The following is a 24,553-nucleotide window of genomic DNA, read 5'->3' as shown; positions in this document are numbered from 1 at the left end:
AATAATCGATGCCTTATATTACGCGATGACAAGTTAGACCAGCAATTATGTAGGATGACGTGTTTATTAACCAAAACTCGTAGCGATTGCTTAAAGGGCAGTTTGGTAGAGACAAGCCCATGAATAACAATTATCGATTGTAGCGAAGACTAATCATTGTTCATTTGTGCTCTCGTTTTATTCGTTGCCAAGGGGGCTTGGCTGACGAGAGTTGCCGGGGCGGGTTTGAGGATAATGACTAAAAATGGATGAGCGGCTAAAAAGCCAGGAAGTGCCTTTGGCCGTAGACCTCGACGGAACACTGGTCGCGACAAATCTTCTATGGGAAAGCGCTTTCATTCTTTTGAAGCGGAACCCTTTGTTTCTGTTTTTGTTTCCAATCTGGTTGGTGTCTGGCAAAGCCAACTTGAAGCAGCAGATTGCGAGCCGCATTTCCATGGATGCGGGGTTACTGCCTTATCGTCGGGATTTTCTGGATTATCTACGTCAGGAGCATATGCGTGGCCGCAGGCTCGTTCTGGCGACAGCTGCAGCAGAACCTCTTGCCCAAGCGGTGGCGGCGGAACTCGGCATTTTCGAAGCAGTGCTTGCGACGAGCGGGAAGACCAACCTGTCATCGCATCGTAAGGCAAAGGCGCTGAACGAGAACTATGGTCCGAAAGGCTTTGACTACGCCGGCAACGACCGCGCGGATCTCGCGGTCTTTGCGGCAGCGCGTGAGGCGGTTGTCGTGGCTCCCGACCGCGCAGCCTCGCGCTTTCAGAAAGCCAATGGCAGCCGGCTGTTTGAAAATAATTCCAAGGGTATCAAACCCTATCTGAAAATGTTGCGTGTTCATCAGTGGCTAAAAAACCTGCTGGTGTTTGTGCCTGCAATCCTTGCCCATACAATCTTTTACCCAGATGTATTGTTGTCGTCGGTTCTGGCTTTCACCGCATTTTCCGCTGCGGCCTCTGCGATTTATATTCTCAATGATATCATTGATCTGCCGCTCGACCGCCAGCACGCTCGTAAGAAATTGCGCCCCTTTGCTAGCGGGACGCTTAGCATTTCCTTCGGGCTTAAGGTTTCGGCTTTGCTTCTGCTGATAGCAGCTGCGACATGCTTCTTCTTGCCGCCTGAGTTTGCACTGGTCATAGGCCTTTATCTGATCGCAACCACTGCTTACTCGTTAGCGCTCAAGCGGATGTTGCTGGTCGACGTAATCTGCCTTGCTGCGCTTTATACGCTGCGACTATTGGGGGGAACAACGGCGACAGATATTCCGCAGTCATTCTGGCTGATGGCTTTCGCCATGTTCTTCTTTCTGTCACTTGCGCTTGTCAAACGCTATGTCGAGCTACAAAACGCAACGGCGACGGAAAAAGACCGCATCGCAGGCCGCGGTTATCGCCCTGAGGATATTGATATTGTCGGGCAAAGTGGCGTGGCCTCCGGCTTTACGGCTGTCGTGGTTTTGGCGCTTTATATCAACAGTGCTGCAGTCCAGCAGCTGTACACTTATCCATGGCTTATCTGGCCGCTTGTCCCGATCGTGCTCTATATCATCATCCGCGTGTGGATTTTGGCGCATCGCAAGGAAATGGACGACGATCCTGTTGTATTTCTCGCCAATGATTGGCGCAGTCAGGTGGTGATCGCCATTGGCGCAGTCCTGCTGTTTGTAGCCGGGATGCGGTAATGGAACAGTCTTTCGACAGCTTTGGACGCATCGATCGCGGCAAGCGCAAGGCGATTGCGTTCGACGATGTGTTCTCCAAGCTGGAAGGCCCGGAAAGCTTACTCGCTTTTGGCAATGGACGGTCTTATGGCGACAGCTGCCATAATGATGCGGGTTTGCTTGTGCCGATGCGGACGCACAATCGGATTGTCAGTTTTGACCCGCATACCGGAATTCTTGAAGCGGAATCCGGCGCGCTGTTGAGCGAAATTATCCAGGCAGTTGCCAAATACGGCTATTTTCTGCCGGTAACGCCCGGTACGCGTTTTGTGACGCTTGGCGGCGCAATCGCCAATGACGTACACGGCAAAAACCACCACTTGCGCGGAACATTTGGAAGCCACGTTGAGAGCCTGGAGCTACTTCGTTCTGATGGTGTGCATTACATTTGCTCAAGCGCTGAAAACGCCGAGCTCTTCGCGGCAACGATTGGTGGTATGGGTCTGACAGGGCTTATCCTCAATGCTCGTATCCGTCTGATGCCGGTTGGCTCGCTGGATGTAGAAGAACGCATCACGCCGTTTAAAAGCCTGTCTGAGTATTTCGCGATTGCGGAAGAAGCCGACCGCCACAATGAATATGCAGTGGCCTGGGTGGATCAATTGGCAACTGGTCGCTCGGAAGGGCGCGGGGTCTTGATGACCGGTCATCATGCGATCAATGGCAACCGTAGCGTGAACAGTGGTGAGGCGCGGCTCGGTGTGCCGTTCGATCTGCCATTTTCGATGCTCAATAAGCTGAGCCTGACGGCCTTCAACACTCTCTATTTTTATGCGAAACGCCGCAAGCAGGAGCCGCATCTGACAGGCTTTGCGGGCTTCTTCTATCCGCTGGATGGTTTGCGCAATTGGAACCGCTTTTACGGCCCAGCCGGGCTATATCAGCATCAGAGCGTGATACCTTTTGAGGCGGCTGAGAAGACCATCCCGGCAATGCTGGCAGCAAGTCGTGATGCCGGACAGTCCTCTTTCCTGACAGTTCTCAAGCGCTTCGGCGATCTGCATTCTCCGGGGCTGCTGTCATTTCCAAAGCCCGGTTATACGCTTACGATGGATTTTCCCAATCGCGGGCGCAAGACGCTTGATCTACTGGACCAGCTTGACAAAATGACCGTTGAGGCAGGCGGGCGCGTTAATCCATACAAGGATCAGCGCATGAGTGCTGAAACATTCAAGGCAGGCTTTCCAGAGTGGCAGCAGCTTGAAGACATGCGCGACGCGCGATTCTGCTCCGATTTCTGGCGGCGTACCGCATTAAAAAATTAAACCACGGGACAGACGATGAAATATATCCCATTCATTCTCTTCACGGTCATGACCAATGCGGCAGCACAGCTGCTGCTCAAATATGGCATGATGACGTTCAGTAATGCCAGCTATACAGCGGATACGCTGATTTACCGGATCTTTCAGATTGTCTTTAACCCGTGGGTTTTCGCTGGTTTGACCATGTTCGTTATTTCCATGGCATCACATATGTATGTGCTCTCAAAAGTCGATTTGTCTTTTGCCTATCCTTTTTTGAGCCTTGCCTATGTCGCCGTGGCGGTTTTTGCGTGGCTTTTGTTCAAGGAAGAACTGGGCGCCTATAAGATTGCAGGCATCGCCTTCATTTGCATTGGAACAGTGCTGATCGCGCAGAGCGGCAAGGCGCCGAATGCCGAACAGAACGCGGCGGTTCAAGACCGTTCAGCATCATAAATTTAAGGTTGGGGCAGGATTATGAGACATATTATTTTCGGTGGCGATGGCTTTGTGGGGCGTTATCTGGCTCCCATGCTTCTCGCTGACGGGCATGAAGTGATCGTCGCAGACATCGTGAAAAGCGACCTCGCGCATTATGCGCAAGCGACTTTCGTGCATACGGATGTGACTGAGCCGGAAGCAATCCGCAAGCTTGGGCTTCGCGCCGACGATATGGTCTATAATCTCTCGGCCAAAATGCTTTCTCCGCTTCAAGTGCGGGCCAAGCGTCACGATTTCTTCTTTCCGGTCAACTATTACGGTACGGAAAACATTATCAAGGCGATGGACGAGGCTGGTGCAAAGCGCCTCGTGCATTTCACCACCGACATGGTTTATGGCCACACTTATGTCTGGCCGCAAAAGGAAGATCACCCATGCAATCCGCTGGGCGAATATGGCCTTTCGAAGCTGAAGACCGAGGAATTGGCCGCTGAATGGCGCAAGAAAGGGATGAACATTTCGCTGTTCCGTCCGCGCCTGATTATCGGACCAGGACGCCTTGGCATTCTGGAAAAGCTGTTCAAGCTGATCGATAACAACCTGCCGGTGCCGATGATCGGCTCTGGCAAAAATCCTTATCAGTTCATTTCCGTGTTCGACTGTGCGTCTGCTTGCTATGCCGCTTTCAAGGCAGGCGTGCCGAACGAGGTTTATAATCTCGGCTCGCTCAATCCGCCGCCGGTGCGCAAATTGCTCGGCGATCTGGTCAAGCACGCAGGCTCGAAATCCATTCTGGTGCCGACACCAGCCTGGGCGGTCAAGCGCACGCTGGATTTCCTCGACTGGCTCAACAAGCCCTTGATGGACCCGGAACAATATCTGATTGCCGATGAAATGTGCGTTCTCGATGTGTCGAAAGGCGAGCGGGAACTCGGCTGGGTGCCGCAATATCGCGATGAAGACATGCTGATCGCAGCCTATAGCGAATATCACAAAAAGCTTGCATCGAAGGCAGTGTGAGGACAGGCCATGACCAATCAAGTAATAACGAGTACCACGCCCAAGCCGAAGCTTCTGACGGTTGAAGACGCCAAGGCGCTTGACCTGCCACGCATGACAGAGCTTTTCACTGGACACCTTAACCCGGGACAGCTGCATTTCATGAAGCTGCTCGGCTTTCACAAGGTGAAAATCGAGCGTGCCGAAGGCATGTATTATTACGATCAGAATGGTCGCAAGATTCTCGATTTCTTCGGTGGCTTCGGGTCTCTGGCGCTGGGGCACAATCACCCGCGTATTCTGGAAGCCCGTCGCAAGTTTCAGGAGGAAATGCGGCACGAAATCGCTATCGCTTTCATGTCGCAATATGCGGCGGCCCTTGCCTATGACATTGCAGCCTGCTCGCCGGGCGATCTTGATATGGTGTTCCTAGGCTCGTCCGGTTCGGAAGCCATGGAAGCTGCGATCAAGGTTGCAGAACGTGCCGCGGGACCGAAGAAGCCGAAGATCGTCTATGCCGAAAATTCTTTCCACGGCAAAACCAAGGGGGTGCTGTCGATCACCGATGGCGGACTTTATCGTGGTGAGTTCAAGCTGGTCGACAATACGGTGCGCGTACCGTTCGGCGATATTGAGTCAATCGAAAACGCGTTCCGCTCAGACCCTGAAATTGGCGTCATCGTGCTTGAAACCGTTCAGGGCGGCGGCGGCATTATTCAGGCCGATACCGCATTCTGGCAGAAGCTGCGCCAGCTCTGTGACCAGTATGGTGTGATCTGGGTTGCCGATGAAGTGCAGTGCGGCTTTGGCCGTACCGGAAAGTTCTATGCCTTTGAACATTACGGCGTCATTCCGGATGTTACTGCCCTTGCCAAGTCGCTGGGCGGCGGCAAGACGGCTATGGCCGCGATGATTGCCAAGCGCGACGTCTATATGAAAGCCTACGGTACGCCGAAGACGGCGATGATCCATGCAATGGCGACTTTCGGCGGCATTGGTGAAGCCTGCATCACCTCGATTGAAACGATCAACGTGCTTTACGACGAGCATCTCATCGATAACTCGGCGGAAACCGGCGATTATCTGCTGGAGCGTCTTAATGAGCTGCACGCACGTTATCCTAAACTCATCAAGGAAGTGCGCGGCAAGGGCATGATGGTTGGGCTGGAGTTCCATGACTTCTCCAACGCGATGCCAATGGTACTTCGCCCTGTGCTGGCTATGCTTGATGACAAGCTGAAAGGCTCGTTGCCGGGCTTTATCGGCAGTCATCTGCTGCGTGATCACGGCGTACTGGTGGCTTTCACCGAGTATAATCGCAACGTGATCCGCCTTGAGCCGCCCCTGATTTGTGGAGGCGCGCATGTCGATGAGTTCATCACAGCGCTTGATGAAATTCTTGGACGCGGCATTGTTGGCATCGTCAAGGACTTCGTAAAAGCGCAGATCAAGTAAAGAGAAAAGCCGGGTAAGTCCCGGCTTTTTTATTGTTTAAGGATGCCGGGGCGTAGCAGTAAATCCCAGCAAGGGTCGAGCGCAACCACATCGCGATCTTTGAGTGCATCGGCATAGATTTCCTGTAAGGCAAGGCGGGATGTCGTCATCGGGCATTTAGGCCGCAATATGCCATCCGTTGCTTCAACTGCGGCCCTTGTCTCCGGTGTCATTGCCCCGACGGTGCGGAAAGGGTCGGCACCGATCTGGATTTTCCGGGTGGCTTCTCGGTTGAGGAGCCACGGAAACGGATCGGTGAAGTCGAGTGTCATCAGCGTTTTTAACTGGATGCTGTTTTCTGCCTCGAATTTTTTGAGCGCCTTGACCGCTTCATCAACCGAGATAAGCCAGTAAATCTGATAGTCGAGCTCGGAATAAAGCCGCCAGCTTGGCAGTTGCCCTTGCTGTGCCAGTGTCTCATAAGGTGCTGAATAATCTGCATAATGCTGCGGCAAGAGTTTCGCCCGCTCAATCATATCGGCTCTGGTTGAAACCTGAGCCATGTTTTTCAGCTCGGTAACGGGCGGCTGAACATAGGTTGGGGCGACAGCAATTGCGCGCAACACCTTATGCCCAACCTTGCTGACCGTGGGGACCGCGATGAAAGCTGTAAGGATCAGCACAGTCAACTTGATTTTATTGTCGCTCAACGGCTTGATGCGTTGCCAGATCATCAGCAGAACCGGCCACAGAAAAATGAATTCCTGACTGCCCGTATTTTGTGTTTCGACAAAAATCCCGCCAGTAACGGTGATTGCGAGCCAAACTGAGCCGCGATCAAACAAGCGGGTTGGCGTAATGTTGTGGCGTGTTTCGAGCCAGAACAGCACAAGAACCAGAACGCCTGCTGGCAGAATAACATCGAGCTTGCCGGATATGACGGTTAGAAAACGTGGCAGCAACGCTGCTTCGTTTAGCACGAGCAATTGGCCGATATCTGCGAGATAGGCGGATATCATATGGCCATTGAGTTCCAGTCCTGCGAGCACCACGAGGGCTGCAACAATGGCGATCAGAGCATTGCTTACTGAGATCCGCCCGGCGAGAAGGGCTGTAAATCCGAAAAGCCCTCCAACGAGAAAACCAGTGATCTTTGTCAGAAACAGGCAAAGCATCGCTGCGGCACAAAACAGCGCAAGCTTTCTGCTGTTGGGCATGAAAATAAGCCCGGCGACCAGCACATAAAGCAGCAGACACACTTGTCGATTATAAATGCCGAAGCCGTCGAGACCCGGAAAAGATGTTTCAAACTGAGCGTTTGCCGGAGAGATGGCGAAAATCAGAAATGGAATCAGCAATGCGAAAGCGGTGGATCGGCTTTGACGATCGACATCGGCAAGCACGACAGCCATCAATGGTGCTGCGACTATCAGTGTCGACCATTGCGCGAGCAGCATTGGCTGAGCGTAAGAGAACACGTTCAGTCCCCAGGCGAACAGATAGTACCCGAGTGGCCCTGCAGGGGTGAAGAAATCAACCGACGGTATTTGCCCGGTGTCTATCCGCCGCGCTGCATCGAGATAGATATAGGTGTCCCAATACATTGGGCCGATTGGCACAACGAGCGGCAGGACCAAAAGGACGATAAGCAAGGCAAGAATGAGCACCATCCAGAAGATCGGGCCGCTTATAAAACGGGATCTTCCAGATTGGTCATCCGGCATTGAAGAGACCGAAGCTTTCAAATTCTGCCCCCGCTTCCTTGAAAATGGTCCAACTTTATACTCTTTCTAACCGCCAGACGTTTAAAAACTCCAAAACACGTCTTGCGCTTGCGATATACAACAATATGGTGCCGCGAAGAATTGACCCGGAGTTGAATGTTGCAGAGCGTCGATGTTTTGGTGATAGGCGCTGGCGCTGCTGGCATGATGTGCGCGATTGAAGCCGCGAAGCGCGGGCGTTCAGTGCTGGTGCTGGATCACGCGAAAAAGCCGGGTGATAAAATCCGTATTTCGGGTGGCGGTCGCTGCAACTTCACCAATATCCACGCAAGCCCAAAGAATTTTCTATCGCAGAACAAACACTTCTGTATTTCCGCACTGAGCCGCTATACCCAGCGCGACTTCATCAAACTCGTTGAGCGCTATCGGATTGCCTATCACGAAAAGACGCTTGGGCAGCTTTTCTGCGATGGTTCGGCAACACAGATTATTGATATGTTGCTTGATGAGATGCATCGCTACGGCGCGCGTTTGCAGCTGGAAACAGCAGTTGAGAATGTCGAGAAGACCGAGCGCGGTTTTGTTATTCGCCATTCGGGCGGCACAGTTTCAGCGAAATCGCTGGTCATTGCTAGCGGTGGCAAGTCGATCCCAAAGATGGGGGCGACCGGCTTTGGCTATGAGATTGCCACGCGCTTTGGTCTTCGTATGGTCGAGACACGTCCCGGTCTGGTGCCTCTGACATTTGAGCCGCATCTCCTCGAACGGCTAAAGCCGCTTGCGGGTGTTGCTGTTGATGCAGTTGTTTCATGCAAAAAGACAAATTTTGCAGAGGCAATGCTGTTCACACATCGCGGCATCAGTGGCCCGTCTATTCTGCAGATTTCCTCTTACTGGCGGGAAGGGGATGAAATCGTCATTTCCATGCTGCCGCAGACCGATCTGTTTGAAGCGCTGCGCGAACAGCGGTCCAAAAATGGTAAGCAGGCTCTACAAACCGCACTTTCCTATTTCATACCCAAGAAGTTGGCCCAGCTTATTGCCGCCGATTTTCCAGCGAGCAATCTCGCTGACCTGTCAGATGCCGTGTTGCGCCGCGCCGCTGCTGCGGTCAATGACTGGCGTGTGAAACCGGCTGGATCAGAAGGCTATCGCACGGCTGAGGTCACCTTGGGCGGCGTCGATACGCGCGATCTTGATTCCAAAACGATGGAAGCAAAGAACGTTCCCGGCCTCTATTTCATAGGCGAAGTGGTCGATGTCACCGGCTGGCTTGGCGGATACAACTTCCAATGGGCATGGTCGTCCGGCTGGAGTGCTGGGCAGGTCGCTTAATTCTTGATCAGACTTGCATCGAGCTTTGGCGGATATTCGAGTTCGATTTCGTTCTCACCATAGATGAAACTGCTGAGGGCCGGATCTGTTATGATCGGGATGACGCGGTATTTGCCATCGGGCAGATCTGCCGGGAAAAACAGCGGATAGGAATCCTGACCGTCTTCACTATGGTAAATCACATATTATCCGTCTCGTTGCTCAATCGGATTATCGTCGATCATATGGCTTTCTCCGGGTTTAAGCGTCGGACCTGAAATGTCATAGAGTTTGTGCGCGACGCGTGTGCCATTGTCGCCATTGAACACAAGAAACAGTTCTGCGTTGGTGAGTTCCATATCCGTATCGCCGGTGTTTTTCACGGTCAGCGTGAATAGGTTGCGATAGTAGTCAGGGTATTCCGCAGTGTCTTTATAGTCGGAAAGGGCAAGAGAGGCCATTTGTGGCTTGGTGCCGTCGGTATCGTATCGGGCAACAAGATCATAGGCTTGCGTGAGCGAGATCCAGCCTTGAGACATGCCGGCGCTGCCCTCACGAGCAAATTTCATGAAATCGCCACTGAATGCCAAAATGCGGACGGTTTCGCCTTCCAGAAGATAAGCAGGCGTGCGGGTCTGTGGATCGGGTTTGCTATATATTTCCAGCTTGGTGACCGGAACAGTCCAGCTATTCTCGGTGTCATCCTGGGCTGCGATTGTTTCCAGCGTGACGTTGCCTTCCCGATCATAGGTTATCATGCGGGCCGGTTTGTCGATGTAAGGCCAGTGCCAGGCTTCTTCTTTCGCGCGCGATTGTTCCAGCAAATGAGGCGAACCATCCGGATCAATCTGAACGATATCGACACGCCTATCGTCGTCGCCCTCAAAATAGCAGCTGCTTTTGATGGCATTCTGGCTTTCAATCAGCTCGACATTCCACAATCCACTGCAGTTCAAACGATCGTTGAAGTCTTCCGGGAGATCAAGCGATGCGTAGGATTTTCTGTCAGCGTCATAGAGAAAGATGCCGAAGCCAGTATCCGGACTGTCGCTGGTTGTTGCGCCAATTGCGACATCGGGAAAGCCGTCAAAATTATAGTCAGCGACAGTGAAGCTGGGGTCGCCTACAAAATTTTTAGCCCATTCGACATCGATCATCACAAGCTCTGAACCATCAGGTTGCACGATCACATAGCCTCTATCTGTCTTTGCGACATGCGCTTCGACATCCGTATCGGGTGCGAGTTGCAGCACTGTGCTTTGCGCAAGCGAACTGCCGGTGAAGCCAACCGAGAGGCAAACAAAGGCAAGTCCAAACAGTGAAGAGCGGGAAAGCTGTGTCATCTTGAACGCGTTTTTTATGAAGGAATAAGCCTGCTTACCTTATTCGACCAGAAAGTGGGAGTGTCCGCATTCATTATCTTCAAGCCGTTTCAATCGCTTGAGTGTGTCGTCCCGTCGCGCTCGGCGGAACGCGCTTGTTACCTGGGTGCGATTCGCGTATCGCCTAGAGTAACGGATGAGGATGGAGGTTCGTCCGAATGCCGCAAAGAAATTCCCCCCTGGCGCCGTTCCAATACGGAACTTTTCGCGCGCTCTGGTCTGCGACACTATTTTCAAATCTTGGCGGTCTCGTGCAAACAGTTGGCGCGGGCTGGATGATGGCCACCATTGCGCGCTCCGATGATATGGTCGCGCTGGTTCAGGCCTCTACAACGCTGCCTGTGATGATTTTCTCGGTTGCGGCTGGCGCGCTTGCCGATAATTTCGACCGCCGCCGCATCATGTTGACCGCGCAGGTTTTGCTTCTTCTGGTTTCTGTCGTGCTTGCGGTGTCCGCCTATCTTGGCATCCTTACACCATGGATGCTGCTTGGGTTTACCTTTCTCATCGGCTGCGGTGGCGCTTTGCACAATCCGTCATGGCAAGCTTCGATGGGCGATATTGTCCCGCGAGCCGACCTGCCTGCCGCTGTTGCGCTCAATTCCATGAGCTTCAATTTGATGCGCAGCATCGGACCGGCCATTGGCGGTGCGATCGTTGCAGTCGCCGGTGCTGCTTTTGCCTTTATCTTCAATGCATTCAGCTATTGCGCGCTCATCCTCGCGCTCTGGCGCTGGCAGCCACAGATAGCAAAATCCACCTTGCCGCGTGAAGCACTCGGCCCGGCGATGGTAGCAGGGCTGCGTTACGTCTCCATGTCGCCTAATCTTTTGAAGGTCATGTTTCGCGGCTTTCTATTCGGTTTGTCTGCGATTGTTATTCTTGCGCTTTTGCCGCTTGTGGCGCGTGATCTCGTTCAGGGGACCGCACTTACCTATGGCATCATGCTCGGCTTTTTCGGCATTGGTGCCATTGGTGGCGCGCTTTCAAGTGCTCGTCTGCGCGAATTGCTCGGTAATGAATGGCTGGTCCGCAGCGCCTTTGCTGCCTTCGCGGTCAGCTGTCTTTTGCTTTCGGTCAGCCGCAGCATATGGATGAGCTGTGTTTTCTTACTTCCGGCTGGTCTGTCCTGGGTTTTAGCTCTTTCGCTTTTCAATGTGACGGTTCAGCTATCGACCCCTCGCTGGGTGGTTGGTCGCGCACTGGCTCTTTATCAGACTGCTACGTTTGGTGGCATGGCAGCGGGCAGCTGGCTTTGGGGTGCGGTGGCTGACGAGTTTGGTGTGCCCGGTGCCTTGATGGCTGCAGCGGGAGTTTTGCTGTTCGGAGCGCTCGTCGGGTTTTTATTACCACAGCCGGAATTTGAATCGCTCAATCTCGATCCGCTTAATCGCTTCAGCGAACCCAAGCTGCGGCTTGATCTTCGATCACGCAGCGGCCCGATCATGATCATGGTCGACTATAAGATCGCTCAGGAAGACGTGCCGGCTTTTCTGGCTGCAATGGCATTGAGACGACGCATTCGCATTCGCGACGGCGCGCGACAATGGGCTTTGCTGCGCGATCTCGAAAACCCTGAAACCTGGACGGAGAGTTATCACGTTCCGACATGGGTGGAATATGTGCGCCACAATCAGCGCCGCACGCAGTCAGATGCCGAAGTGTCAGAAAGACTTCTGGCGCTGCATAAAGGGGCAACGCCCCCGTTAGTGCACCGTATGATTGAGCGGCAGACTGTATCCATCCACGATGACATGCCGCTCAAAGCGCATCTCGATTTACACTAGGACGCGCATCTTTATCCGAAAACCGTTTCACACTTTTCGGGATGCACTCTAAGCCGCCGAAAATTCAGTTTTGGCAATCTGGTTTCTACCGCTCTTCTTGCTCGTATAGAGCTGATGATCAGCATGTTGCAGCCAAAGCGCGCCACCCATATCGGGATGAGTGCGAGCTGAGGCGACCCCCATGCTGACTGTAACCTTTGTGCTGACAGCTGAGCCCGGATGCGGAATGTTGAGTGACTGGATCTGAAACTGAATTTCGTGGGCTGTTGCCAAGGCCATTTCAGGATCAGCATCTGGGAGCACACAAGCAAACTCTTCCCCACCGTAACGTGCAGTCATCCCCGAAACCTTGTGCACTGCACGGGTAAGAGCCGCCGCAACCATAGCTATACAGCGGTCGCCTTCGGGATGGCCGTAAGTATCGTTGAAGAGTTTGAAGAAGTCGATGTCCAGCATAATCACCGAAAGCCAGGCACCTGCAGGTGCGAGCCGCGAGATTTCAGCGGTCAGGATTACTTCAAGCTGACGGCGGTTGCTAAGCCCGGTCAGAGCATCGGTGACAGCCATCTGTGCGAGTTGGTCGCGCAAACGCTTCAGCTCAATATGGTTGGAAACGCGCGCACGCAGAACCACAGGATTGATCGGCTTTGTCACATAATCGATAGCACCCAGAGAAAGACCGCGAACTTCTGCTTCCTGATCATCGAGACCGGTTGTGAAGATAACCGGCACGTCCGCTAGCAGACGATCATTCTTCAGGCGCACGCAGACCTCATAACCATCGACGCCCGGCATCATGACATCCAGCAAGATGATGTCCGGCAGCACCGTGCGTGCTACCTCGAGCGCCTGCTCACCTGACGTGGCGAAGCAGATTTCGTAGTGATCTTCCAGCACCGCATTCATGATCTCGATGTTCGATACTTCATCATCAACGATCAGTACGGTTGCACGATTAGGCATTAATTCTACTCCAGGAGTCTTTAGCGCACGGCAAACCGAAGTTTGCTTCTGGTTCTAAATCTGCTGCTGGTTGAGCCAGCGGCATCACTCATCCGTCTATAGATGAAGTTTCTTCAGTGAAGGCTAAATTGAGATTGCGTAACGCCGTCTCATAATCGAGCTTGTCCAATGCAGTTTTCGCATCGCGCAATGCCTCGCCTCTTGGTCCTTCGTCTGCGACGGTGCCGAGCAGCTGCAACAAGGCGTCGAAACTGCTGCGAGCACGCATACTACGACGTGTCAGGTGGTCCCGTAGTGCCGCGACTGCGGCCGCAACATCGGCCGCCTGCGCGTTCACGTCTGAATGCTGAACGAGCGCGGCCTTCTGCTCCTTCAGGCTGGCTGCAGCCTTCAAAGCGGGCTTCATGGCCGAGTTGAGCGCCGAAAGCGTTGGCTCCAGTCCCACCAGCTGTTCATTGGCAATCGCCAATTCGACTTCTGCTGAAATGCGCGATACTTCAGGAAGCTCCAGCGATGCTGCAACGCCTTTCAGCGTATGGGCAAGACGCCGAGCGCCTGTCAGATCGCCCTTGGCAATCTGGTCCATGATCGTCTCGATAACATTTGCAAAGTCGTCATGGAAACCGATGATGAGACGACGGAGAAGAGCCTGCTTTCCATTCACACGCACGAGCGCGCGCTTGAGATCGAAAGGTGGGAGACGTTCCGGCAAGTCGGTTGAAATGCCTTCAGCTTTCTTTTCCGCTGGTTGTTCCGATGTCGTGCTAGCCTGGCGGGGCTTCATCCAGCGCTCTAAAGTGCCGATCAGAACACTTGGATCAATTGGCTTTGCAACGTGATCATTCATGCCGGCTTCGGCACATCTACGACGCTCTTCCTCATAAGCGTGAGCGGTCAGCGCAATAATCGGTAACGCTTCTGCCGTCCAGTCGCGACGAATATGGCGGGTTGCTTCAAGACCGTCCATCTCCGGCATCTGTACGTCCATGAGTATCGCGGAATAGAGGGCACCAGATCGCGCAACACTTTCACAGGCAATGCGTCCATTTTCAGCAATATCAACATCGAGACCCGCATCACTGAGGAGCTGATAAGCAATCTCTCGATTGATCGCATTGTCTTCCACGAGCAGCACATGAGCGCCGCGCAGTGGTTCTGCAATAAGTTCAGAATCCCTTGTTGCTTCGCCCTCATCTCTGGATAATGGGAAGAGCGCATTCAATGTTTGCAGAATCTGTTGCGATTCAATCGGTTTCGGCAGATAGGCTGCGATACCAGCGCGTGTAGCCTTCGCCTTGAATTCATCGCTGCCATAGGCTGTGATAAGTACAATTTCCGGTAGCTTTGTAAGCTTCGCATTGGCGTACAAGCTGCTGACGGTTTCCATGCCGTCCATGCCCGGCATTTTCCAGTCCAGTAGCAGTACATCATAAGGATTTCCGCGCTGGAAAGCGGTTTCCAAAGCACCGATAACTTCATTACCCGACGCTACAAGGTCTGCTGTCATCGACCAGTCAGCGAAAATGCTCTGCAGAATTTCGCGGGAGGCAGGATTATCGTCGGCCACAAGAACACGCAGTTTCTGAATATGTGCCTGCGGGCGTTCGATGATCGAATGCGCGCGGTCCACATTGCCGAGCGTCGTTGTCACGGTGAAGACACTGCCTTTGCCCGGCGTGCTCAATACTGTGATGTCGCCGCCCATCTGTTCGGCAATCTGTTTACTAATAACCAGTCCAAGGCCTGTTCCGCCAAAGCGCCGAGTAGTCGAACTGTCGGCCTGCGAGAAGGAGCTGAAGAGCTTGGATTGCTGATCCGCTGTCATGCCAATACCGGTATCGGCAACGGCTATCTGCAACCGGTAATCGCCATTCTCCGTCGGTTTACCGCCGATACGGAGTGTAACCGACCCATTTTCGCTAAACTTGATGGCATTACTCATGAGGTTGAGCAAGACTTGGCCCAGACGCATTTCATCGCCGACAAGCCGCTCTGGCACGCCTTGATCAATATACAGATTCATCGTGACGTTTTTGGCGCGGGCGTCAGCGCTGGTGATTTGCAGCTTGCGATCAAAGAGCGCGCGTAACTCGAAAGGGCGGTTTTCCAGCGTCAGCTTGCCAGCATCATTTTTGGAGAAATCAAGAATGTCATTGATCAGGCGAAGCAGCGAACCGCTGGCCCCGTTGATTTTGGTTAGGTAATCGCGCTGGCGCTCGGTCATGTCAGTGCGAAGCATCAGATGACAGAAACCCAGAATCGCATTGAGCGGCGTGCGGATTTCGTGGCTCATATTCGCCAGAAACATGCCCTTGGCCTTATAGGCCTGCTCGACCTGCGCCGAGCGTGTTTCGATCTCGGCATTCTTGGCCATGATTTCGTCGCGCATTTTGCTGATGCTGTTGACGCAGGCGACGAGCATGTCTGAGAACCACACCAGAACAGCGGCTTCAAGAGCTACGATTACAGCGTGGATCATCACGCGACGAATATCGCTTCCTGTCGGGAAAACGAGTGAAGGCAGTACATAGTCAAGCGTCAGATGGTGAAGTGCTACTGCAACGGCTGCGATGATGGTTGCTCTGCTGTCGCACCAGCCGATGGTCAGAGCCAGCATTGCAAAGAAATACATATGCATGTCCATCTGCCAGATATGGCCGCGTAGCAGATAGAGAAGGATGGCAGGTTCCGCGACGAGGGCGACGGCAGACAGGAAGCGAGTGGCCGGTGCGATGTCTGCACGCCACCACATCAGGTTGTAACTCACTGCGAGGAATGCGCCCGCCAGCGCTCCCCCAATCACCGAGGCGCCAGTCCCATAGGCGATGGCCGCGAAAAGTGGCACATGCAGCCAGAACAGAACAACCAGAAAGCGCGCAAAGCGTCTGCGAATATCGTCAAGTTCAATGATCATGTATTAGGCCCCGGTGACCGCAAGGTCGAAACAGCTGGAAAGTTGAGCGGGTTCAAAGACGAGCCACGCACCCGCATCATAAAGTGCAGCAACCGCATCAGGGCGATCGGCGTGGACAACCACAACGTTCATTCGTTCGTTGAAGGAAAGGATCTGCGCATCGGCTTCACTGAGCAGTGTGACGACTTGAGACGGGTCTGCCCACGGGCGCATGAGGACAGCAAATTGTCCATTTTCTCCACGCGGAGAAAGCATTGCGTAGACCAGCACTGCAAGGCCGATAAGAAAAAGAGCGAGGGCTGGCAGCATGTCGAGCATGCGCCACTGTGACTGCGCTAAATGGGAGTTCATGTGTCTGTATCCGCAATTCAACACGCCTTGGACGTACTGCTTCATAGTATATAAAAAAGCGCGTGTCTTGCTGTATGTGCTAATTTAAGATTGTATTATTTTTTGATAGCTGAGGCTCTGTCAATCACCCGCATTTGTGACTTCGCAGGCGTGAATGTTGATAGTGAGCATCGATTCGGCCTCTTATTAAATGCAACTTATCAGCTAGTGGTCTGATTCAAACATTTGTATTCCTTGGTTCGTAGCTGGAGCAAATGTTGGAATCACAAGGACCACTAGAAGTATATGTTCAATTGTGAAGCTGGACTGCATCTTAGAGCATGATTGGCTGCTTAAGTTGCTAATGATTTTTGAGTTGGGCAGAATTTTGCTTTACGTACCTCAGGACGGACGCTAAGGTTGTGATGTGACGCTTTGGGAGGAGTTCACATGCAATCTAATATTCTAGCGCTGAAAAGTCGCAATGCGTCTGGCTACGACAACGTTGTCTTTGGTCTGTTCGCATGAGTTTGGCTGTGAAAGAGACTGCTATTCCGCTTCTTGAAGCGGTGTCATTGTCGAAGTCTTTCGGCCCGGTTCAGGTTCTCAAAAACATCAATCTCAGCATTTATGGCGGCGAAGTTCACGCGATTATCGGCGAAAATGGGGCTGGCAAATCGACATTGATGAAGCTGCTTGCTGGCAACGAGCGTCCCACGAGTGGCGAAATTCGCATCGATGGCAAGCTGATTGCATTTTCTAATCCGGTGGAAGCCGAAGCACAGGGTATTGTCCTTGTGCATCAGGAAATTCTGCTGGCGCCCGATCTGACCGTTGCACAAAATATTTATCTGGGACGAGAACTTTCTAATGGGCTTGTCGTTGATGATAAATCGATGCGCGAAGGGGCGCGCAAAGCCATTCGTGATCTCGGTGCGGACATTAACCCTGATACAATCGTGGGGAGCCTGTCTATAGCACAGCGCCAGCTTGTGCAGATCGCTCGTGTGCTACTCGTACCGCATCGCGTGGTGATTTTTGACGAGCCAACTGCATCGCTGACACCTGTTGAAACCGAGGCGCTGCTGAAGGTTATCTGCGATATTCGAGCCAAGGGTGTTGCCGTTCTTTATATCTCCCACCGTCTTCCGGAAGTGAAAGAGATTTCGGATCGCGTCACGGTTCTCCGCGATGGAACGCTGGTGGCAGCTCATATGGCGTCAGAGCTTCAGCCGAACGATATGGCTCGTCTTATGGTTGGTCGTGATGTTGCGAAGCTTTATCCAGATCGTGTAGCGCAGCGCGGCCAGGAGCATGTACTGGAAGTCGAAGATTTTAGCGTTCCTGGCTATGTAAAGACTGCAAGCTTTACGTTGAACAGGGGAGAAATTCTGGGCTTTGCAGGTCTGGTCGGGGCAGGTCGCACAGAGCTGATGGAAGGCATTGTCGGGCTTCGTCCAGGTAAGGGACAAGTGCGTCATCGGGGGCAGTCCGTAAACTTTCGCAACGCGCATGAAAGCCTTTCCGCTGGGATCGCCTATTTGAGCGAAGACCGTAAGGGCAAGGGATTGTTGCTTGCCAAGGATCTTGGCATCAATCTGACGCTTGCATCGATCAGTAAGTTTGTGCGTGGATTGCAGATAGACCGGCGAAAAGAGCGTGCAGCGCTTGATGATGCAATCAAAGAATTCGATATTCGCACGGGCCGTAAAGATATTCTCGCCGGACAGTTGTCCGGTGGAAACCAGCAGAAACTTCTGCTGGCAAAGATGATGATGCTCAATCCGTCTATCGTGATCATTGATGAGCCAACGCGCGGCATCGATGTGGGTACAAAAGAGCAGATTTATCAATTCATCGCCAATCTGGCGGACGAAGGCAAATCGATTATCGTTGTTTCATCCGAAATGCCTGAACTGATCGGCATATGCGACCGTATCGTCGTCATGCGTGAGGGCAGGGTCGCGGGCGAAGTATCCGGCGAGCGGATGACCGAACACGACATCGTTGTTTTGGCAACAGGCGTCAGCACAGAAGAAGCGGCATAAAATAAAAGGGGAGTAAATGACTGACGTTGTAACTGACAAAAGCAGGGTGCCGAAGACGTCTCGCGACTGGGATTTGCGGGCTGTAGCACCTTTTGTTGCGCTGCTTCTGCTGCTTGTTCTGGGTACGATTGCCAATCCGAATTTCATCAGCATCGACAATTTGCTGAATGTTGCGACGCGCAGTGCCTTCATCGCAATCATCGCATTGGGTGCGACCTATGTAATCTCGTCAGGAGGATTGGATCTCTCGGTTGGCGCTATGGCTGCCTTCGTGGGCAGTATCATGATCATGTTCATGAACAGCGGTGTTATCGCCGATCCAGTTATGATGTTGATCGCGGCGGTGCTTCTGGCAGTGGTTGTGGGGGCACTTTGCGGGCTCACCAACGGGTTGATTACGACCCTCGGGGGGATTGAGCCGTTTATTGCGACACTTGGAACGATGGGCATTTATCGCGGTTTGACGACATGGCTATCTCAGGGTGGCGCAATTACGCTGCGTAACCCCGAAATTCAGGCACTTTATCGCCCTGCCTATTTTGGCTCGGTTTTTGGTGTTCCCATTCCCGTCATTGCAATTTTTGTGACAGCAGCAATTGCAGCCTTCGTACTTTATCGCACGCGCTATGGGCGCCATGTTATCGCGGTGGGCTCCAGCGAAGATGTGGCTCGCTATTCGGGTATCTCGGTCAAGCGCGTTCGTACTATTGCCTATGTGGTGCAGGGGTTGTGCGTCGCTGTTGCCGTCCTGCTCTACGTTCCGCGTTTGGGTTCAACTTCTGCGACCACGGGCATGTTGTGGGAACTTCAGGCGATCACAGCGGTCGTTGTCGGTGGTACGGCACTGCGGGGAGGCGTGGGCCGTGTCTGGGGCACAATCTGCGGTGCATTCATTCTCGAAATCGTCGGCAATATCATGCTGCTTTCCAATTTCATCAGCGAATACCTGATCGGGGCGATTCAGGGTGCGATCATCATCATTGCTATGCTGGTGCAACGGTCGCTCTCGCGACGATGAAAACTGGGGCGCAACGCACAGCGTTATCGCGCCCCGACGACAAGTTTGACGGGATTGAAGGGGCGGTCCGGTCACTCAGGGATAAAGCCCCTTGAACATTTGGGAGGAAATAATGCGAGGAAAATTTCTAGGTGTTGCTTTTGCTGCCTTGGCGGCTGGAGCTTTAGCCTTTACCGGCGTAGCAAGTGCGCAGGATAAGAAGGTGACGATCGGCGTATCGATACCTGCTGCTGACCATGGTTGGACAGCTGGTGTTGTTTATCATGCCGAACGCGTCGCCAAGCTTCTGATGCAGGAGCATCCCGGCCTCAACGTGATCGTCAAGACATCACCAGATGCAGCCAGCCAGGCAAATGCGTTGCAGGATCTGGCTGTTCAGGGGCTCGATGGTCTTGTCGTGTTGCCAACCGATCCAGATCCGCTGGTCAATGCGATCAAGGAAATCAAGGATAAGGGCACTTTCGTAGCGCTCGTTGATCGCGCACCAAGCAGCAATGACAATTCGATCCGTGATCTTTATGTGGCGGGCAACAATCCGGCCTTGGGTCAGGTCGCGGGAGAATACATCAAGAAGACCACACCTGATGCACAGGTCGTCGTTATTCGCGGCCTTCCGATCCCGATTGATCAGCAACGTCAGGACGGTTTTGACAAGGGTATCGAAGGCTCCAACGTCAAGATTCTTGATCGCCAGTATGGCAACTGGAACCGTGACGACGCCTTCCGCGTCATGCAGGACTTCCTGACAAAGTACCCTAAGATCGATGTTGTCTGGTGTCAGGATGACGATATGGCTGTCGGTGTGCTTGAAGCGATCAAGCAGGCCAACCGTGAAGACATCCAGTATGTCATCGGCGGTGCTGGCTCCAAGGACATGATCAAGAAGGTCATGGATGGCGATAAGCTTATGCCGGTCGATGTGCTTTATCCGCCTGCAATGGTTTCCACCGCTATGCAGTTGGCTGCTGGTCATTTCTACGACCAGATTCCGGTGAGCGGTAACTACATCCTCGACGCTACTTTGGTGACCAAGGATAATGCCGAACAGTTCTACTTCCCGGATTCTCCTTTCTAATATCCTTCTACGCGCCCGCTTTGTCGGGCGCGTATTTGAGTTACCTCAATACAATTTTGAATTTCATTCGGAGGACTTTTGATGAAGACGATCAAGGGGCCTGGGATCTTTCTCGGGCAGTTTGCAGGAGATGAAGCGCCGTTCAATACCTGGGATGGCATCACGAAATGGGCTGCAGAAAAAGGCTATGCCGGTGTGCAGGTTCCCACATGGGCAAGCCAGCTGATCGATCTGAAGAAGGCTTCTGAATCGAAAGATTATTGCGACGAATTTGCAGGCGTTGCGCGCGAAAATGGCGTTGAAGTGACCGAGCTTTCAACCCATTTGCAGGGCCAGCTTGTTGCCGTGCATCCAGCTTATGATGAAGCCTTTGATGGTTTTGCAGCACCGGAAGTGCGTGGCAATCCGAAAGCGCGTCAGGCATGGGCTGTTGAACAGGTGAAGATGGCAATCCGTGCCTCGCGCAATCTTGGTATCGGCGCTCATGCAACGTTCTCTGGCGCTTTGGCCTGGCCGTTTATCTATCCATGGCCGCAGCGTCCTGCCGGTCTTGTCGAAACGGCATTTGATGAACTAGCGCGCCGCTGGCTGCCAATCCTCGATCATGCGGAAGAGCATGGCGTGGATATCTGCTATGAAATCCATCCGGGTGAAGATCTGCATGACGGCGTGACGTTCGAGATGTTCCTTGAACGCGTCAAGAACCACCCGCGTGCGAATATGCTTTATGATCCATCGCATTACGTGCTGCAATGCCTCGATTATCTCGACAATATCGACATCTACAAAGACCGCATCAAGATGTTCCACGTCAAGGATGCCGAGTTTAACCCGACGGGTCGTCAGGGTGTTTATGGCGGCTATCAGGGCTGGGTGAACCGCGCTGGCCGCTTCCGGTCACTGGGCGATGGTCAGGTCGATTTTGGCGCAGTGTTTGCAAAAATGGCGGCCAATGATTTTGATGGCTGGGCTGTGGTTGAATGGGAATGCGCGTTGAAACATCCGGAAGACGGCGCGCGTGAAGGGGCCGAGTTCGTCAAGCACCATATTATCCGCGTGACCGACAAAGCCTTCGATGACTTCGCTGCTGGCGGCACCGATGATGCTGCCAATCGCCGTATGCTGGGATTGTAAGGTAGTCCAATGACCATTGAAGCAAAAACCAAAGAAACAGCCAATCCACGCATTCGACTTGGCATGGTTGGCGGTGGTGCAGGGGCCTTTATCGGTGGTGTGCACCGTATGGCCTCACGCCTCGATAATCGCTTTGAACTGGTGGCGGGGGCTTTGTCCTCGTCGCCAGAAAAAGCGCAAGCCTCGGGGCGCGAGCTGGGGTTGGCGGAAGACCGCATCTATTCGAGCTACAAGGACATGGCGATCCGTGAAGCGCGTCTCAAGAATGGTATCGAAGCGGTCGCAATCGTTACGCCAAATCATGTGCATTATGATGCCGCAAAGGAGTTTCTGCGCCGCGGCATTCATGTGATCTGTGACAAGCCGCTGACCTCGACCTTGGCTGATGCAAAGAAGCTCAAGAAAGTAGCCGACGAAAGCGGTGCGCTGTTTGTGCTGACGCATAATTATACCGGCTACCCGATGGTGCGGCAGGCGCGCGAAATGATTGCCAATGGCACGTTGGGCGATCTGCGCGTGGTGCAGGTTGAATATGCGCAAGACTGGCTCACGGAAGCGGTTGAAGAAACGGGCGCCAAGGGTGCCGTGTGGCGTACCGATCCCGCGCAATCCGGTCTTGGTGGTGCAACGGGTGACATCGGTACTCACGCCTTTAACTTGGCATCCTTTGTCACCGGCCTGACACTGGACAGTCTGGCGGCTGATCTTGATAGCTTCGTTCCGGGTCGTCGTCTGGATGACAATGCGCATGTGATGCTGCGTTTTGCAGGCGGAGCCAAGGGGATGCTGTGGTGCAGTCAGGTGGCACCGGGCAATGAAAATGCGCTGCGTTTGCGTGTTTTTGGCACCAAAGGCGGCATTGAATGGGCGCAGGAAGATCCAAACCGCCTGTGGTTCACACCGTTTGGTGAGCAGAAGCGTTTGATCACCCGTGGTGGAGCAGGTGTTGGGGATGCTGCAACCCGTGTGACCCGTGTGCCGGGCGGCCATCCGGAGGGCTATCTCGAAGCCTTTGCAACGATCTACACTGAAGCCGCAAACGCTATTCAGGCCAAACGCGACAACACCACCCCTGACAGTGCAATCATCTATCCAACAGTCGACGATGGCGTCAAAGGCGTTGCATTCATCGATGCCTGTGTCCGATCGTCAAACAAAAATGGCGGATGGGTAAGTCTCTGAAGCAATAAAATTGGAAAGCGCCGCCATTCTGGGCGGCGTTTTCGTTTGGGCAATCCGGCATCTATAATGCTTCTTTTGTGCCGCCGTAGAAAAGCCATCTTGATTTTATGTTTGAATGAAACGTGCCTGATAAAGCGATCACATAATTGAACGTTTCTATGGGTACGAATTCAAAGCTTTTCGAAAGCGTGTTCCATGCAGAAGTTCCGCCCTGTGATTGCCAGCGGGCCACTGTGCCTTCTAACGGCACTTTACGTTCTTATATTCACAAACACGTCGTTCTGGCGTGCAATCGGCGCCTATTATGCTGATGCTCCATTAAGGCTGGCTGGCATAGCCGTGGCGCTATTGCTTCTGTACGTCGCGCTATTTGTGCTGTTTTCGGCGAAATATATTATCAAGCCGATGCTGATCCTGTTTGTGCTAATCGCGGCGGGCGGCTCTTATTTCACAGATACGTTCGGAACGATCATAGACAAGTATGTCGTTGAAGCCGCACTTACCACTACACAGGCTGAATCGGGTGCGCTCCTGACGCCAAGCTTTCTCTGGCATATGCTAATTTTTGGTGTTGTTCCGTCATTATTGATTGTCTGGGTGCGTATCAAACATCGACCTATTCTCGGCAAGCTGATGGTAAACACAGGCATTATTTTCACCTGTCTGATTGCTTCAGTCGCCATACTTGGTGCGAATTATGCTGCGTATTCATCGATGTTTCGTGAGCATGGTGCCGATATCATGCAGAAGCTGATGCCAAGCACGCCCATTGCCAGTACAATCCAATATGTCTCACATGTTTATAAGAACCGCGCTATTGTTATGGAGCCGCTTGGGCTTGATGCTAAACAGACACTGACGCAATTGCCGGCAGGCAAAAAGCTGGTAACAGTCGTTGTCGTGGGTGAAACCGCGCGTGCGCAAAATTTCAGTCTCAACGGGTATGCGCGTGAAACCAATCCTGAATTGAAAAAACGCGATGTTGTTGCCTTCACCGATACAACGAGTTGCGGAACAGAAACTTCCGTTTCAGTGCCTTGCATGTTTTCGCCTTTCACCCGTGAAGACTATTCCAATACGAAGTTCCGCGGTTCTGAAAACCTGATGGACGTGCTCAAACATGCAGGCGTGCAGACGAGTTGGTATGAGAATAATACCGGCAGCAAGGGTGTTGCCGAACGCATCAAGTTGATCGATTTGCAGGGTGCGCAGGACAAGCGCTATTGCGAAGGCGGCGAGTGTCTCGATCAGATATTAGTGGATAGCCTGTCCAAAGAACTCAGTGAAGTTTCCGGCAATGCAACCATCGTTCTGCACATGACGGGTAGCCATGGTCCGGCCTATTATCGCCGATATCCGGCTGAATTTGCGGGATTTAAACCTGACTGTCGTTCAAATGATTTCGCTAAATGCTCGCAAGAAGAGATCGTCAACGCCTATGACAACTCGATCCTCTACACGGACCATATTCTGTCAGAGGTTGTCGACCTTCTCAAAGCGCATGAGGATAAGTTTGCATCTGCGATGATTTATATGTCCGATCATGGCGAGTCGCTTGGCGAGGACGGTCTTTACCTTCACGCAGCTCCCTATTTCATTGCCCCATCTCAACAGACACACATACCGTTTATCACATGGTTTGCACCGGAATATGCGGCCGATACCGGTCTTGATCTTGATTGCTTGCGCAAGACGACAGCGGAGCCGTCATCGCATGATAATCTGTTTCATACTGTGCTCGGCATGATGGCGGTCAAGACATCTGCTTACGACCAGAAGTTAGACCGTTTTGCCGCCTGTCGAACACCACATAACGTGGCGCTGAACTAAAACAAAAACCCCGC

19 protein-coding genes are annotated in these 24,553 nt (G+C 52.9%); 13 read left to right on the top strand and 6 right to left on the bottom strand.

Annotated features, from left to right (window positions below; translation table 11 throughout):
- Positions 1–244 precede the first annotated feature (244 nt).
- From ABWV94_RS08120 to ABWV94_RS08100, 5 genes are read left to right on the top strand one after another with little or no spacing between them, the layout of a single operon-like run.
- Positions 245–1,681 carry a UbiA family prenyltransferase gene (locus tag ABWV94_RS08120; protein ID WP_353413071.1) on the top strand — a complete coding sequence of 479 codons (1,437 nt, stop codon included), beginning with the start codon at positions 245–247 and terminating at the stop codon, positions 1,679–1,681.
- A complete protein-coding gene (locus tag ABWV94_RS08115) occupies positions 1,681–2,985 on the top strand; it encodes an FAD-binding oxidoreductase (protein WP_353413069.1) in 1,305 nt (434 codons plus the stop codon). The genes ABWV94_RS08120 and ABWV94_RS08115 overlap by 1 nt, the downstream gene beginning before the upstream one ends.
- Before the next feature lie 15 nt (positions 2,986–3,000).
- Positions 3,001–3,420 (top strand): EamA family transporter, encoded by a 420-nt coding sequence (locus tag ABWV94_RS08110; protein ID WP_113496921.1) that lies wholly within the window; start codon positions 3,001–3,003, stop codon positions 3,418–3,420.
- A gap of 21 nt (positions 3,421–3,441) precedes the next feature.
- A complete protein-coding gene (locus ABWV94_RS08105) occupies positions 3,442–4,425 on the top strand; it encodes an NAD-dependent epimerase/dehydratase family protein (RefSeq protein ID WP_353413067.1) in 984 nt (327 codons plus the stop codon).
- Positions 4,426–4,434: 9 nt separating this feature from the next.
- Positions 4,435–5,859, top strand: coding sequence for an aspartate aminotransferase family protein (locus ABWV94_RS08100; protein ID WP_353413065.1), 1,425 nt, complete (start codon positions 4,435–4,437; stop codon positions 5,857–5,859).
- A gap of 29 nt (positions 5,860–5,888) precedes the next feature.
- Here ABWV94_RS08100 and ABWV94_RS08095 read toward each other — a convergent pair whose 3' ends face one another.
- On the bottom strand, positions 5,889–7,562 hold the full coding sequence (locus ABWV94_RS08095) for a hypothetical protein (RefSeq protein WP_353413063.1): 1,674 nt from the start codon (positions 7,560–7,562) through the stop codon (positions 5,889–5,891).
- A gap of 159 nt (positions 7,563–7,721) precedes the next feature.
- On the opposite strand from ABWV94_RS08095, the gene ABWV94_RS08090 reads away from it, so the two are divergent.
- Positions 7,722–8,897: a BaiN/RdsA family NAD(P)/FAD-dependent oxidoreductase gene (locus ABWV94_RS08090; RefSeq protein WP_353413524.1), complete on the top strand. Its 1,176-nt coding sequence runs from the start codon at positions 7,722–7,724 to the stop codon at positions 8,895–8,897.
- Here the strand turns inward: ABWV94_RS08090 and ABWV94_RS08085 are convergent.
- Both ABWV94_RS08085 and ABWV94_RS08080 read right to left on the bottom strand, forming a co-directional pair.
- On the bottom strand, positions 8,894–9,079 hold the full coding sequence (locus tag ABWV94_RS08085; RefSeq protein WP_353413061.1) for a hypothetical protein: 186 nt from the start codon (positions 9,077–9,079) through the stop codon (positions 8,894–8,896). The two genes, ABWV94_RS08090 and ABWV94_RS08085, sit on opposite strands and share 4 nt — an antisense overlap.
- Positions 9,080–9,082: 3 nt before the next feature.
- On the bottom strand, positions 9,083–10,219 hold the full coding sequence (locus ABWV94_RS08080; RefSeq protein WP_353413059.1) for an FG-GAP repeat protein: 1,137 nt from the start codon (positions 10,217–10,219) through the stop codon (positions 9,083–9,085).
- 197 nt (positions 10,220–10,416) lie between these two features.
- Between ABWV94_RS08080 and ABWV94_RS08075 the strand changes: the two genes are divergently transcribed.
- Positions 10,417–12,045: an MFS transporter gene (locus tag ABWV94_RS08075; protein WP_007877810.1), complete on the top strand. Its 1,629-nt coding sequence runs from the start codon at positions 10,417–10,419 to the stop codon at positions 12,043–12,045.
- Positions 12,046–12,093: 48 nt separating this feature from the next.
- On the opposite strand, the gene ABWV94_RS08070 is transcribed toward ABWV94_RS08075, so the two are convergent.
- The 3 genes from ABWV94_RS08070 to ABWV94_RS08060 all read right to left on the bottom strand — a co-directional run bounded on the left by ABWV94_RS08070 (position 12,094) and on the right by ABWV94_RS08060 (position 16,273).
- The gene (locus tag ABWV94_RS08070) at positions 12,094–13,008 is read right to left on the bottom strand and encodes a diguanylate cyclase (protein ID WP_353413057.1); all 915 of its coding nucleotides are present in this window, start codon (positions 13,006–13,008) and stop codon (positions 12,094–12,096) included.
- Between the two features lie 88 nt (positions 13,009–13,096).
- A complete protein-coding gene (locus tag ABWV94_RS08065; protein ID WP_353413055.1) occupies positions 13,097–15,922 on the bottom strand; it encodes a response regulator in 2,826 nt (941 codons plus the stop codon).
- A 3-nt stretch (positions 15,923–15,925) separates the two neighbouring features.
- Positions 15,926–16,273: a hypothetical protein gene (locus ABWV94_RS08060; protein ID WP_152027409.1), complete on the bottom strand. Its 348-nt coding sequence runs from the start codon at positions 16,271–16,273 to the stop codon at positions 15,926–15,928.
- 503 nt (positions 16,274–16,776) lie between these two features.
- Here ABWV94_RS08060 and ABWV94_RS08055 point away from each other — a divergent pair.
- From ABWV94_RS08055 to ABWV94_RS08030, 6 genes are all read left to right on the top strand, one after another.
- Positions 16,777–18,300, top strand: coding sequence for a sugar ABC transporter ATP-binding protein (locus ABWV94_RS08055; RefSeq protein ID WP_353413052.1), 1,524 nt, complete (start codon positions 16,777–16,779; stop codon positions 18,298–18,300).
- A gap of 16 nt (positions 18,301–18,316) precedes the next feature.
- Complete coding sequence (locus ABWV94_RS08050; RefSeq protein WP_007877818.1) at positions 18,317–19,318, top strand: ABC transporter permease; 1,002 nt, start codon at positions 18,317–18,319, stop codon at positions 19,316–19,318.
- A gap of 112 nt (positions 19,319–19,430) precedes the next feature.
- Positions 19,431–20,393, top strand: coding sequence for a substrate-binding domain-containing protein (locus ABWV94_RS08045; RefSeq protein ID WP_007877819.1), 963 nt, complete (start codon positions 19,431–19,433; stop codon positions 20,391–20,393).
- Positions 20,394–20,474: 81 nt separating this feature from the next.
- The gene (locus ABWV94_RS08040; RefSeq protein ID WP_194780047.1) at positions 20,475–21,527 is read left to right on the top strand and encodes a sugar phosphate isomerase/epimerase family protein; all 1,053 of its coding nucleotides are present in this window, start codon (positions 20,475–20,477) and stop codon (positions 21,525–21,527) included.
- Positions 21,528–21,536: 9 nt separating this feature from the next.
- Entirely contained in the window at positions 21,537–22,709 is a 1,173-nt protein-coding gene (locus ABWV94_RS08035) for a Gfo/Idh/MocA family protein (RefSeq protein WP_353413050.1), read from the top strand.
- 195 nt (positions 22,710–22,904) lie between these two features.
- On the top strand, positions 22,905–24,539 hold the full coding sequence (locus tag ABWV94_RS08030) for a phosphoethanolamine transferase (RefSeq protein WP_353413048.1): 1,635 nt from the start codon (positions 22,905–22,907) through the stop codon (positions 24,537–24,539).
- The last annotated feature ends 14 nt before the right edge of the window (positions 24,540–24,553 follow it).

This window comes from Brucella sp. NBRC 12953 (assembly GCF_040369775.1).
Lineage (GTDB): Bacteria > Pseudomonadota > Alphaproteobacteria > Rhizobiales > Rhizobiaceae > Brucella > Brucella pseudogrignonensis.
The sequence above is the reverse complement of the archived record's forward strand: the minus strand, read 5'-3'. Positions and strand labels throughout refer to the sequence as shown.

What these genes read in the sequence shown, in the direction of transcription:
- ABWV94_RS08120 (WP_353413071.1), top strand. Translation starts at nt 245, where the DNA reads ATGGATGAGCGGCTAAAAAGCCAGGAAGTGCCTTTGGCCGTAGACCTC.
- ABWV94_RS08115 (WP_353413069.1), top strand. Translation starts at nt 1,681, where the DNA reads ATGGAACAGTCTTTCGACAGCTTTGGACGCATCGATCGCGGCAAGCGC.
- ABWV94_RS08110 (WP_113496921.1), top strand. Translation starts at nt 3,001, where the DNA reads ATGAAATATATCCCATTCATTCTCTTCACGGTCATGACCAATGCGGCA.
- ABWV94_RS08105 (WP_353413067.1), top strand. Translation starts at nt 3,442, where the DNA reads ATGAGACATATTATTTTCGGTGGCGATGGCTTTGTGGGGCGTTATCTG.
- ABWV94_RS08100 (WP_353413065.1), top strand. Translation starts at nt 4,435, where the DNA reads ATGACCAATCAAGTAATAACGAGTACCACGCCCAAGCCGAAGCTTCTG.
- ABWV94_RS08095 (WP_353413063.1), bottom strand. Translation starts at nt 7,562, where the DNA reads ATGCCGGATGACCAATCTGGAAGATCCCGTTTTATAAGCGGCCCGATC.
- ABWV94_RS08080 (WP_353413059.1), bottom strand. Translation starts at nt 10,219, where the DNA reads ATGACACAGCTTTCCCGCTCTTCACTGTTTGGACTTGCCTTTGTTTGC.
- ABWV94_RS08075 (WP_007877810.1), top strand. Translation starts at nt 10,417, where the DNA reads ATGCCGCAAAGAAATTCCCCCCTGGCGCCGTTCCAATACGGAACTTTT.
- ABWV94_RS08070 (WP_353413057.1), bottom strand. Translation starts at nt 13,008, where the DNA reads ATGCCTAATCGTGCAACCGTACTGATCGTTGATGATGAAGTATCGAAC.
- ABWV94_RS08065 (WP_353413055.1), bottom strand. Translation starts at nt 15,922, where the DNA reads ATGATCATTGAACTTGACGATATTCGCAGACGCTTTGCGCGCTTTCTG.
- ABWV94_RS08060 (WP_152027409.1), bottom strand. Translation starts at nt 16,273, where the DNA reads ATGAACTCCCATTTAGCGCAGTCACAGTGGCGCATGCTCGACATGCTG.
- ABWV94_RS08055 (WP_353413052.1), top strand. Translation starts at nt 16,777, where the DNA reads ATGAGTTTGGCTGTGAAAGAGACTGCTATTCCGCTTCTTGAAGCGGTG.
- ABWV94_RS08050 (WP_007877818.1), top strand. Translation starts at nt 18,317, where the DNA reads ATGACTGACGTTGTAACTGACAAAAGCAGGGTGCCGAAGACGTCTCGC.
- ABWV94_RS08045 (WP_007877819.1), top strand. Translation starts at nt 19,431, where the DNA reads ATGCGAGGAAAATTTCTAGGTGTTGCTTTTGCTGCCTTGGCGGCTGGA.
- ABWV94_RS08040 (WP_194780047.1), top strand. Translation starts at nt 20,475, where the DNA reads ATGAAGACGATCAAGGGGCCTGGGATCTTTCTCGGGCAGTTTGCAGGA.
- ABWV94_RS08035 (WP_353413050.1), top strand. Translation starts at nt 21,537, where the DNA reads ATGACCATTGAAGCAAAAACCAAAGAAACAGCCAATCCACGCATTCGA.
- ABWV94_RS08030 (WP_353413048.1), top strand. Translation starts at nt 22,905, where the DNA reads ATGCAGAAGTTCCGCCCTGTGATTGCCAGCGGGCCACTGTGCCTTCTA.